The 12197-nt window shown below is 47.6% G+C and carries 7 protein-coding genes; 4 read left to right on the forward strand and 3 right to left on the reverse strand.

Annotated elements, in window-relative coordinates:
* Positions 1–67: 67 nt before the first annotated feature.
* Positions 68–2848, forward strand: coding sequence for an S-layer homology domain-containing protein (locus tag KIK04_RS07355; protein ID WP_232277625.1), 2781 nt, complete (start codon positions 68–70; stop codon positions 2846–2848).
* 241 nt (positions 2849–3089) lie between these two features.
* On the opposite strand, the gene KIK04_RS07360 is transcribed toward KIK04_RS07355, so the two are convergent.
* The gene (locus KIK04_RS07360; RefSeq protein WP_232277626.1) at positions 3090–3413 is read right to left on the reverse strand and encodes a hypothetical protein; all 324 of its coding nucleotides are present in this window, start codon (positions 3411–3413) and stop codon (positions 3090–3092) included.
* 175 nt (positions 3414–3588) lie between these two features.
* Here KIK04_RS07360 and KIK04_RS07365 point away from each other — a divergent pair, with 175 nt between their 5' ends.
* Positions 3589–4980, forward strand: coding sequence for an SH3 domain-containing protein (locus tag KIK04_RS07365; protein WP_232277627.1), 1392 nt, complete (start codon positions 3589–3591; stop codon positions 4978–4980).
* A 133-nt stretch (positions 4981–5113) separates the two neighbouring features.
* Here KIK04_RS07365 and KIK04_RS07370 read toward each other — a convergent pair whose 3' ends face one another.
* Positions 5114–6226 (reverse strand): D-alanine--D-alanine ligase, encoded by a 1113-nt coding sequence (locus tag KIK04_RS07370; protein ID WP_232277628.1) that lies wholly within the window; start codon positions 6224–6226, stop codon positions 5114–5116.
* 71 nt (positions 6227–6297) lie between these two features.
* Positions 6298–7305: an amidase domain-containing protein gene (locus KIK04_RS07375; protein ID WP_232277629.1), complete on the reverse strand. Its 1008-nt coding sequence runs from the start codon at positions 7303–7305 to the stop codon at positions 6298–6300.
* 336 nt (positions 7306–7641) lie between these two features.
* Between KIK04_RS07375 and acnA the strand changes: the two genes are divergently transcribed.
* Together acnA and KIK04_RS07385 are read left to right on the forward strand one after the other, a co-directional pair.
* On the forward strand, positions 7642–10368 hold the full coding sequence (gene acnA, locus KIK04_RS07380) for an aconitate hydratase AcnA (RefSeq protein WP_232277630.1): 2727 nt from the start codon (positions 7642–7644) through the stop codon (positions 10366–10368).
* Positions 10369–10724: 356 nt separating this feature from the next.
* On the forward strand, positions 10725–12119 hold the full coding sequence (locus KIK04_RS07385) for a hypothetical protein (RefSeq protein ID WP_232277631.1): 1395 nt from the start codon (positions 10725–10727) through the stop codon (positions 12117–12119).
* The last annotated feature ends 78 nt before the right edge of the window (positions 12120–12197 follow it).

Below are 12197 nucleotides of genomic sequence, written 5' to 3' on the forward strand. Positions count from 1 at the left end.
GCACTTAACATCTTTCTACAGACCGACAATTGTTCCATATAGAAAGAAAGGGGATTGTAAACAACCTATGAAATCTCACAAACGCATTACCGTAATCGCCAAACTGCTTATCGTGTCGATGATCGCTTCGATGTTCAGTCTTAGCACAGCAGCAGCAGCGCCTACGGCAGAGTCCAACAAGTCTGAAGTGAGGTCCACTACGAACCAGACGATTACTGCCCTATCTGATGTCAGCAATTCTTATGCAGCTAAAGAAATTAACGAACTTGTTGCATCTGGAGTATTGTCCGGATACCCGGATGGAAAGTTCTATCCTTTTATGAACATGACGCGGGCTGAGTTAGCGAAAACGGTTGTTAAAGCTTTGAAATTGGAGCCTAACGAGCAAGCTGCATCTCCATTTGCCGATGTTCCTAACGATGCATGGTACAAAGGTTATGTGGGCGCTATCGTCAAGAGCGGCATTGCGCAAGGAACTTCGTCCCGTACGTTTGCTCCAAACCAAAAAGTAACAAGAGAAGAGCTGGCGGTATTTTTCGTGCGTGCCCTAGGCATGAAAGACAAAGCCGACCAATGGAAGAGCAACAATGCTCCATTTAAAGATATGAACGATGTGTCATCTTGGGCAAAATCTTCGGTAACCTTTGCAGGTGAGATTGGTCTTATCCAAGGCGGAAAACAAACAGAGGGCGGAAACCAATTCTACCCACAGCTAAACAGCGATCGCCAAGCTTTGGCACGCTTAACATATGAATTGATGTTCAATAAAGATGCATTTACAAAAAAAGCGGATGAAATCGTAAAGAACAAAACGAAATCGACGACAACATCCACATCGTCGTCATCCGATTCATCTAGCGACAGCGACTCTGACAACAGCATTTCCCAACCAACACTACCACCGGTAGCTTGCACAGCTGTAACAGAGATTACGAAGGATGGCTTCAAAGGCAATCGTTGTATCGATAAGCAAGGTACGTACGGGCCAACAGCTGAACTTGCAGCAGTTGCTACAATCGAAGGCGAATTGACTGTTAATGTACCTAATGTCACTTTGCAAAATATCGTTATTAAAGGCGACCTCATCATTGGCGAAGGCGTTGGCCAAGGTGATGTTACCCTTACCAACGTTAAGGTAGAAGGCAAAACCATTGTTAAGGGTGGCGGAAAAAACAGTATTCACCTTAACAACTCTGTACTTGCTACGATCATTGTAGACAAGCGTACAGGCGATGTTCGTGTAGCGATTAACGACGGTACCAAAGTAGAATTGATTAGCTTGCAATCAGGCGCTATTTTGGATACAGCTCGTGGTCAAGTCACGAACGTGACGCTCGGCAGCAGCTTGCCACAAGCATCTACTGTTGAACTTAGAGGCACGTTTGAGACGGTAAATGTCGTCGCTTCGAACGTTCGTCTGCACTTGAACGCGAATGCAACTGTTGCATCGCTTGTTGTTGACGCTCCTTCAGCGATAACAGGTAACGGTACGATTACATCTGCTCAGGTGAACCATGCTGGCGCAGTATTCAGCCAAGTTCCTGCTAACTGCCAAGGCTGTGAGAACTTGAGCACGTTTATCGTCGGTGGTCATATTGTCGATATCGCAAAATTGCCGCTGAAAAATATTAAAGTCGCATTCCGTGATATTGCAAACCCGACTATCGGAGAGGTTGTTGCTACAACAACGACAAATGATGCTGGATACTACGAAGTTAAATTGCGTCCAGGCACATACTCCGCTGAAGTATCTGGCGATGGATTTATTAATACGCACTTTACTGTAGTCGTTGCAAGCAATGGTTACGTATGGAACGAATCACCAGAAACGGCTATTCGCTTAGCTGGGGAAGAAGAAGTTCGTGTCGTTCTGTCTTGGGGAGAAAAGCCTGTCGATTTAGATTCACATCTTATCGGTCCAGGTGTAGACGGCGAACGCTTCCACACATTCTTTGACAACAGACAATACAAGCGCAATGGACAGTTGTACGTGGACTTGGATCACGATGATGTAACGGCATACGGTCCAGAGACGACAACAATTCGTAAACAGACAGCAGGAACTTACCGTTTCTACGTTCATAACTTTAGTGGTGAATCAAACCTTGAAGAGCAAGAACGTTCGGATACCGTTGTGCAAGTATATCAAGGATCCGCAAGCACACCTGCAAAAACGTTCACGTTAGAGAAGAACGCTTTGCAATCTTTGAACACGCATCGTTACTGGGTTGCTTTTGAAATGACCGTTAACGCGGATGGAACCATTTCTTACAACGAAGTGAATACATTCCATGATGATGATAAAGAAATAAAAGGACCGGATGAATCTGATGTCACAGTCACGAGTTCTGTGTACTCCTTAAATTCCTTTAACGGCACGATTTCTGGCATGTCAACAAACACGACTGTAGCAGAATTGAAGCAGGATATTCATCCTGTGAATCCTCAAGCTAAAGTACAAATTGAGAGTGCAAACGGCACGTTGCGCACAGACAGTGATTTCGTCCAAGACGGCGATAAACTATCTGTTATCTCCGCTAACGGTCAAAACATACTAGAATATCGCCTGATCGTACCTGCAGTACTTGTTGAAGCTGCACAACCTACCGTGGCAGAGGCGGTCTATCTAAAGGCCGGCCAATTTACGTTCACAGCTGAGCCTGACGCTTGGATCGAAATTAAGGATGCAAATAACAATCTTGTTATTGCTCCCCTGTGCGATAGTAGCGGTCAATGTACAGTAGACACTTTCTATTTCAACGGTTACGTAGGCCAACAATTATTTTTAACTGCTCATGTAAATGGTAAGCTTCGTAGTAAGGTCTCTACGATTATTGTAAAAGAGTAACACCATCCAACCAGAAGTAACAACGTCTGAACTTTAAAAGAGGGGTGTCTCCACTGTCATTCAAAATGACGGCGGGACACCCCTCTTTCCATATTGGCGAACAAAAAAGGTTCTTTCTTGCGTGGCGGAGGTCCAATGACGCAACCCCTATGCAGTCCCTCATTAGTTACGCGCCTAATGCGGACTTTCGATCCGCTATTTCGCTCTTTTTACAGCTTATGGGAGATCCCAGTCCTACATCTTATTTAGACTCAACGTCGCCAAAAAACATTTCGTAGGCAAGCGCTGTCTGCACACGAGATTCCTCTTCCGTTAGCTTACGTACGAGCACCATTTCAACTTCAGTAGTTTCCTCACCTTGCGCATTAATTTGCGCCGTCGAAGCCGTAATCCGAACGATCGCCGTAGCTACGTTGCTCGGTGTGTACGCAATAACCTTTTGCCCAGTCGGAAAAATACGTAGTCCCGATTTTTTCATGTTGCCGCGCCCATTTTCCAACAACTCTACTAGCTCTTGCTCTGTCTTAAATTTGCATACCGAATTAAACTCCGTTTGAAATCCCATCGTATTCGCTCCTCGTTGTTATATTGTCGTACTTCTATTGAATCATGAAGGCGGACGGTTGACAAATCGTAGGGCAACCATAGTCGCTTCCAAATCATTGACAAATCCATATGGAAAGGTTTACATTTCCTTTAGATATCTAATTTCATTTTGATAAGGGGAGATATTCAACAATATGCAAAATTGGTTCTGGCGCCCATACGGGAGTACATTTAAACAAAATATGTTGTGCACGCTTGCGGTTGTCACACTCGTGGCAATGCTATTTACGCCCGCACATGCAGATGCTGATGCATCTGGAGCAAGATATTCGTTCTCTATTAAAGACGTAAATGGGAAACAGCATACCGTATCCATACGTTCTGATGACGAAGTTGTGGAAAAAACGACCGATCATATTGCTGCATTTGCCGACCGTGGTGACACGATTTACTCAGGCGTATATTATTTTACGGTCAACGGAACACCGCAAAATACGCCTATTGCTGACGACACATCGATTTCCATTAATCCGAAAAAGCCTTACATTCACAAAGTTACCTCACATAAAGCGAACACCCCTGATCTTATCGTGGTTGGGACGTACGCAACTTCAAGCAGTTATACATTTGAAACGTTCTGTATTGTAAATGGTCAAATCAAAAGATTAAACCTATACAATTCTTATTTAAAAAAGTATGACACAGAAGGATACTCCGCCAATCTCAAAATGAAAAATGTAGCTTCAGCTCATTTTCAAACGGTTAGCTTTCAAAATGCGGACCCTAATGGATGGTTCTTCGACACGTGGAAATTAGACTTGAAAAAGTTGACGCTGACACCTGTGGTCACTGCTTATTACGGTGGTGAATCTAACTCAATTCGGAAAGGTAGCTTTGCAGAAGGAGAAGCTCATGTCAATCGTTATAAGAAAGAAGCTAACTATTTCGTCGATCATCTATCTGCATTGAACACCATTACCGTACAAGCTAATCAAGCCGCATTGTACAAATCGGCAAGCATAACATCTCCCAAGCTAGCTGTGCTGAAAAAGGGAGACAAGGTTACTCGCCTGAATGATCATGGTCCATTTTTGAAAGTTTCTTACAAAGGTAAGATTGGCTACATCACAAACACAGCTTTAAAGCCACAGCCGCTTCCAATCGGCAAAAAGCTCATTATTGATAAACATTTCGCACCTAAGATTAAGACAGGAATTATAAATGGGTTGAATATTAAGTTAGGCATATCGCCAGAAGTGGCCACTGCTCAATTTGGCCCTCTAGTGAGACAAGTTGAGGCGGAGGGCGGCTATACGAACGTTTACAAAAAGCTGCCGCATGTCGAAATCGCTTTTGATGGCCAACATAACGATCAACTACACTATGTCAGCATTAATCGCGCTGCGTTACCTAAAGAAACGATTGCTTCCATTAAGAAAAAGCTTGGAAAACCAGCCAATGAAGGCCCAGACGATATGGGTTCTGATTATGTGATCAGTTATGAGTATGGAAAAAGACATGTGAGTTTCTATGCACCAACAGCGTCTTCGCCAATCCATCGTGTTTTTATTAGAGCGTACTATTAATAATAAAAAAGGAGTAGGCCCCCCCTTTCTCTGGGTTTGCCTACTCCTTTTAAATAAATCCGCATCTCGTCTAGCGCTTGCTATTCCAATTGAATAAGCTTCCAATCGTGTGGCCCTTGCTACGCCACTCGCATTACGCGTTCTCGTATTGCAGCCCTTGCTTCGCCTCGAAGCGATCCATCGCCAATTGCAGCAGTCGGTCAAGCAGCTCGTTATACGGCAGCCCTGACTCTTTCCACATTTGCGGGTACATACTGAAAGGCGTAAAGCCTGGCAGCGTGTTCACCTCATTAATGAACACCTGCATATCAGAGCGGCGCACGAAGAAGTCTACGCGCGATAGGCCCGAACCATCAATCGCTCGATACGCTGTAACCGCCATCTGGCGAATGCTTTCCAGCAACGCATCTTCGATCGGTGCTGGAATGACCATTTGCGACTTGCCGTCCAAGTACTTCGCCTTATAATCGTAGAACTCGTTCGAAGATACGATTTCGCCTGGCAAAGAACCTTGCGGCTCATCGTTGCCGAGCACACTCACTTCGATTTCACGCGCGTCGACGAACTCTTCGACGACGATCTTGCGGTCGTAACGAAGGGCGAACTGTACCGCCTCAATAAGTTCCTGACGGTTGCGTGCCTTAGAAATACCAACCGAAGAGCCTAGATTCGCAGGCTTCACGAAGCACGGATAGCCAAGCTCCGCTTCCATCTTCGCTAAGAGAGCGTCTTGCTCCTTCTCCCATTGCACGCGGATAAAATCGGTATATTTACACTGCGGCAGCCCCGCATGTGTGAACAACTGCTTCATAACAGCCTTATCCATCCCTGTTGCCGATGCAAGTACGCCAGCACCTACATAAGGCACGTTCGCCATTTCGAACAAGCCTTGAATGGTACCATCTTCACCGTACGTGCCGTGCAGCAACGGGAACATAACGTCCACGCCACTGGATACAGCATCGCCAGAAGCGGCGCGATCCAAGTTCGCGAACAGCATCGCCATCGCTTGAACGGTACGTCCTTCGCCAGATTCAAGCGTCAGCTCTTCCTTGTTAGCAAATGGCTCGTGGCGAGTGTCGCCAACACGCCATTGACCTTGCTTCGTAATGTAAAAAGGAATAATTTCGTATTTGTCATAGTTAAATTCTTGCATAACAGCAAACGCCGTAGACAAAGATACCTCGTGTTCGCCCGATTTGCCGCCGTAAACTAAGCCGACGCGCATTCTCTCCTGTTGTCCCATAAGTCCCTCCGTCGGCGCAGAAGCGCCTGTTCTTCTCTATCAGACGCCGCACAATAAACTGAACTTGTTCATCAGAAAGCGTCTACGATATGGAGGAAGCGATATTGTGTCGCTCCTGTCCATGCATATGAATCTTGATAGTCCCAATAGCGATGTCTGCTATTGGTTGTGTGCGCATTTACTAGTGGCATCCCGCTCTTATCAAAACTGGTCACAATAGAGTTATGTTGATAATGGCCATTACCGTCCCAATCATAAGCAATGATATCCCCGAGCTGCAAATCACTCGCACGAGACACCACCGTCGCCCGTAAGCCCGCCTCATTATACGTGAGGAGACGCTCCAAGCTATCGGCAACTGCCCAACTGTAACTCCAAGCTTCACGACCGTTTACCATGCCTTTATACCACCAGCCCGTTTCCCTCCTACCAGTATAATTCATCGGCGCACCGCCTGCAAAGAGACATTGCGAAACGTAATTCGTACAATCGTCCTCAAAAGACAAGAAGCGCGGATTCGCTTCGTTCCACCACTGTTCAGCATACTCTACAGCCTTCTCACGAAGATACGGAATCGAACGAGCAGACCTAGCCCCTCTTAGTACATCCGTATTCAAAAATGGCTGTGCACGCCCTGAGCGCATCGAATGCTCATCTCTGCCTGGAATTGAACTCCCCTTCATGCGCATGCTATGACGTTCCGGCACGACTGCCTCAACACGAGAAACGACCCAACCACTCCCTTCATTTGTAATGGTAAGCCGTTCACGCTCAATCCGCTCCTCTACGATCTGCAATCCACGCTGCTCGCAATTGCGCTGGATATGAAATTCAACATCCGCGATAACTTCGTTCTCTCCTTCACGAGCTTTCATAAGCTTTGCTTTTGTTTCACTCTTCAGTGGGGTTGTTCCTCTTTCTCGATACCAACCCTTCAAACGTTTTGCGCGCTCACTCGCTTTTAACACGTACTCCAAATCTTCAATTGGAGCTTGCAGAGCATGGTTTCGGTCATCTACTTCGTTCCGATTATATTGGTCTACATATAAATAGAGCGTGTTTTTCCATTCCTGCCGCATGACGAAGGCCTCCTTGTCCAACATGCCGCACCGAGTCTCAAGTGGAACTGGCCTGTCCTTAGACGCGCGGCAATTTTGTATCATTGTATGCACGTAAGCTTGGGTACATGTCGCTTAAGCATGTTTAGGCATTTTTTTGCAGCAAAATCTCTTTACGCTCTTCAAAGAAAGCGCTATACTGGAGAGGTAAAGACTAAAATGAAATAAGGTTTCATCTAGTGAAACAAATAGAAGGTGGAACCGAGGAAACTACCTTTTCCGGAACTTTTAACATCTTTAACTACATCAATTACCAACAGAACCTATCGAACACACAACCATGAAGGAGGTTTCACTATGGCAAGAAAAGATGCTTACTCTACAGCTCGCGAACTTAACGTTGGCGGCACATCGTATCGTTATTACAGCTTAGAAGCGCTTGAGGCACAAGGATTCAACTCGTTATCCAAACTGCCATTTTCAATTAAGGTATTGTTAGAGGCTGCTGTACGCCAATTTGACGGCCTCGCTATTACGCAAGAGCACGTTAACCAGATTGCAAACTGGGCTGACGGACGTGATGAGAACAAGGAAATTCCGTTCATTCCAGCACGTATCGTTCTGCAAGACTTTACAGGCGTTCCGGTTGTCGTTGATTTGGCGGCAATGCGTGATACGGTGAAAAAAGCGGGCGGCGATCCGAAGCGTATTAATCCGCTCGTGCCGGTCGATCTCGTTATCGACCACTCGGTCATGGTTGATGCGTTCGGTACGAAAGACGCGCTAGAATACAACATGAACGTTGAATTTGAGCGTAACGAAGAGCGTTACCGCTTCCTTCGCTGGGCACAAACAGCGTTCGATAACTTCCGTGCTGTACCTCCAGCAACAGGTATCGTACACCAAGTTAACTTGGAGTATTTGGCTTCCGTTGCTGCTACTAAATCGGTAGACGGCGTAACTGAAGTGTTCCCTGACTCCCTTGTTGGTACAGATTCACATACGACGATGATCAACGGCCTTGGCGTCGTTGGCTGGGGCGTAGGTGGTATCGAGGCAGAGGCAGGCATGCTTGGACAGCCACTTTACTTCGTGACACCTGAAGTTATCGGTTTCAAATTGACAGGCACATTGGCTGAAGGCTCCACAGCGACTGACTTGGCATTGACGGTTACGCAAATCTTGCGTAAGAAGGGCGTCGTTGGTAAGTTTGTTGAGTTCTATGGTCCCGGCTTGGCAAATATCGGCTTGGCAGACCGCGCAACAGTAGCTAACATGGCTCCTGAGTACGGTGCTACAGTCGGATTCTTCCCAGTCGACACAGAGACGTTGAACTACATGCGCAGCACAGGCCGTTCCGAAGAGCAAATCGCGCTCGTTGAAGCGTACTATAAAGCACAAGGCATGTTCCGCACAGCGGAAACGCCAGATCCTACCTTCACTGACGTACTTGAGCTTGACTTGAGCACAATCGTGCCGAGCTTGGCAGGACCTAAACGTCCACAAGACCGTGTCGAGCTGACTGATATGAAGAAATCGTTTAACGATATCATTCGCACGCCGATCGATAAAGGCGGCTACGGCTTGAGCGAAGAAAAGATCGCGCAAACCGCTCCGGTTGAGCATCCAAACGGAGAAGTAAGCCAATTGCCTACTGGTGCGGTCGTTATCGCAGCGATTACGAGCTGTACGAATACGTCCAACCCGAGCGTTATGATCGGTGCAGGCTTAGTCGCGAAGAAAGCAGCAGAGCGCGGCTTGCGCAAGCCAGCATACGTGAAGAGCAGCTTGACGCCAGGTTCCTTGGTCGTTACAGAATATTTGAACAAAGCAGGCTTGATCGAGCCGTTGGAAGCACTCGGCTTCCACGTAGCTGGCTACGGCTGCGCAACGTGTATCGGTAACTCCGGTCCATTGCCAGATGAAGTGGGCAAAGCAATTGCGGACAACGATATGACGGTAGCAGCTGTATTGTCTGGTAACCGTAACTTTGAAGGCCGTGTGCATGCACAAGTCAAAGCGAACTACCTTGCTTCGCCGCCGCTTGTTGTTGCTTATGCATTGGCTGGTACAGTTAACATCGATATGGCGAGCGAGCCAATCGGATACGACACGAACAATGAGCCTGTGTACTTGAAAGACATTTGGCCAACTTCGGATGAAATTAAGCAAGCGGTCGCTGCAGCGATTACACCGCAAATGTTCCGTGATAAATACGAGAACGTGTTTACGCAAAATGAGCGTTGGAACGAGATTCCGGTTCCACAAGGCGAGTTGTACGAGTGGGATGAGAAATCAACTTACATCCAAAACCCACCGTTCTTCTCCAGCCTTGGTGACGGCTTGACGGACATCGCTGATATTAGAGGCGCTAAAGCGATGGCGTTGATGGGTGACTCCGTAACGACGGACCACATCTCGCCAGCAGGTAACATTAAAGCTGACAGCCCTGGTGGATTGTACTTGACGGAGAACGGCGTGAAGAAAGAAGACTTCAACTCGTACGGCTCCCGTCGTGGTAATCACGAAGTGATGATGCGCGGTACGTTCGCTAACATCCGTATCCGTAACCAAGTGGCTCCAGGTACAGAAGGCGGCGTAACGACTTACTTGCCAACTGAAGAAGTGATGTCCATTTACGATGCTTCGATGAAATATCAAGCAGACGGTACTAACCTCGTCGTTATCGCAGGTAAAGAATACGGTACAGGTAGTTCCCGTGACTGGGCTGCAAAAGGCACGTACTTGCTCGGCGTCAAAGCCGTTATTACGGAAAGCTTTGAGCGTATCCACCGCAGCAACTTGGTCGGCATGGGCGTACTGCCACTGCAATTCCAAGAAGGTCAAAGCTGGAAGACGCTCGGCATTACAGGTCGCGAAACGTTTGATATCGTAGGCTTGTCGAATGATGTACAGCCTGGCCAATTGGTGCCAGTAACTGTAACACGCGAGGATGGCACACAGTTCGAATTTACAGCTATCGTTCGCCTCGACAGCTTGGTAGACGTGAACTACTACCACAATGGCGGTATCTTGCAAACGGTATTGCGCCAAATGATCGCTCAAGAAAGCGCTCATGCCTAATACTGAATGTTCTAACATGAAACGCTAAACGCCTGATTATTGGAGCTTTAAAGCCGAAGATAACAGGTTAAAGCTACAAAGGCACTCGCAGTGGAACAGTCGCTGCGGGTGCTTTTTTTAATCATAAGTGGAGTGGACGCCCCGCAAGAAAAGACTGCTATTTTTGTATACGACTGTTTTTCACTTCAATTAGGCTTTTGCATATGATGAGACATCCGATTGTTGCACGTTATGCATACGGATTATGGATTATGGACTATGAATTATGGATTATCGACTACGAGTTATGAATTATGAGTTATGGACTGCGGGTTATGAACTACCGGTTATAGCCTTCGGAGGTGAAAACAACGATAGTGGAACTCACGCTCCTGCATGGTATTTATGTCCTGTTTATAGGTCTTATTATTGGATGTCTCATCATGCGCAAAGATACGACAATCGTGTGCATCATCGGTATTTTTGGATTAGGTGTAGCTGCTACAGGCTCATTTAACATCGCGATCAGCGGCCTGTTTACCAGTTTTTTGTATGCGATTACACAGCTACTGAGTACGATCCTCATTATTTCCCTTGTCGTCTCAATGAGCCGTGTACTGCTAGCGTCTGGAATCAATGAAAAAATGGTCGCGCCTGTGACACGTTTAATGCGTGGGCCGTCTATGTCCTATTGGATTATCGGTATCTTTATGATGATTATTTCCACTTTCTTCTGGCCGTCACCGGCTATCGCCCTTGTCGGCGCTGTGCTGCTACCGGTCGCGATGCGTGTCGGATTGCCTCCGCTCGCCATTGCGATGGCGATGAACTTGTTCGGACACGGCATTGCACTGTCAGGCGACTTTGTCATTCAAGCCGCGCCCAAGCTGACCGCCGATGCAGCAGGGCTGCCCGTAAATAGCGTCTTGCAAGCAAGCATCCCCCTCGTCATTGTTATGGGTGTCACCACGACAATCACGGCATGGCTGCTTATCCGCCGCGATATTCGCGCAGGGCGGCTGACCTTAAACAGCGGCCTCGCCAAAACGGAAGTCCATCAGGATTTCAAGGTCATGCGCGATCCGCTGAACCCCACTTTACGCACCGTATTCGCCCTTGTCATTCCGCTACTGTTTTTGCTGGATGTTCTCATGCTCATTCACTTCAAATTGCAAGGAAGCGAAGCAACAGCGCTTATTGGTGGAACGGCACTGCTTATTTTGCTGATGGTTACGCTGTGTACACATCGGAAGCACGCTCTCGAGCAAACGACAGCCTATTTAATTGATGGCTTGTCATTTGGGGTGAAAGTATTTGGTCCTGTCATCCCTGTAGCTGCTTTCTTTTATTTGGGCGATGCGGCTTTGGTACACATTTTCGGGGAGGTGCTACCGCAAGGCTCGCACGGGATCGTTAACGATCTAGGCATAGCACTTGCACATACTGTGCCCGTTCATGGAGCAGCCGCAGCTGTAACGGTAACGGCAGTCGGCGTTATTACCGGACTAGACGGCTCTGGCTTCTCAGGCATATCGCTGGCCGGGTCCATTGCCGCTTTGTTCGGCACAGCTATCGGCACTGGGGCAGATACGCTGACAGCGCTTGGTCAGGTGGCTGCCATTTGGGTTGGCGGCGGCACCCTTATTCCGTGGGCGCTTATTCCCGCTGCCGCGATTTGCGGCGTCAGCCCCTTCGAGCTGGCACGACGCAACGCGCTGCCGGTCGCGATTGGCCTAGCGGCAACGACGCTCGCCGCGATGCTGCTGCTATAGCAGCAAGAGGCCTGTTCCTTAGCCACCGCCACAGCAGAAAGGGACCTGCTCCTTAATAGGATGCAGGCCCCTTAGATC

It is taken from the genome of Paenibacillus sp. 481 (genome assembly GCF_021223605.1).
Lineage (GTDB): Bacteria > Bacillota > Bacilli > Paenibacillales > Paenibacillaceae > Paenibacillus_B.

Coding starts and splice junctions, on each gene's coding strand:
- KIK04_RS07355 (WP_232277625.1), top strand. CDS start 68: ATGAAATCTCACAAACGCATTACCGTAATCGCCAAACTGCTTATCGTG.
- acnA (WP_232277630.1), top strand. CDS start 7,642: ATGGCAAGAAAAGATGCTTACTCTACAGCTCGCGAACTTAACGTTGGC.
- KIK04_RS07375 (WP_232277629.1), bottom strand. CDS start 7,305: ATGCGGCAGGAATGGAAAAACACGCTCTATTTATATGTAGACCAATAT.
- KIK04_RS07365 (WP_232277627.1), top strand. CDS start 3,589: ATGCAAAATTGGTTCTGGCGCCCATACGGGAGTACATTTAAACAAAAT.
- KIK04_RS07370 (WP_232277628.1), bottom strand. CDS start 6,226: ATGGGACAACAGGAGAGAATGCGCGTCGGCTTAGTTTACGGCGGCAAA.
- KIK04_RS07360 (WP_232277626.1), bottom strand. CDS start 3,413: ATGGGATTTCAAACGGAGTTTAATTCGGTATGCAAATTTAAGACAGAG.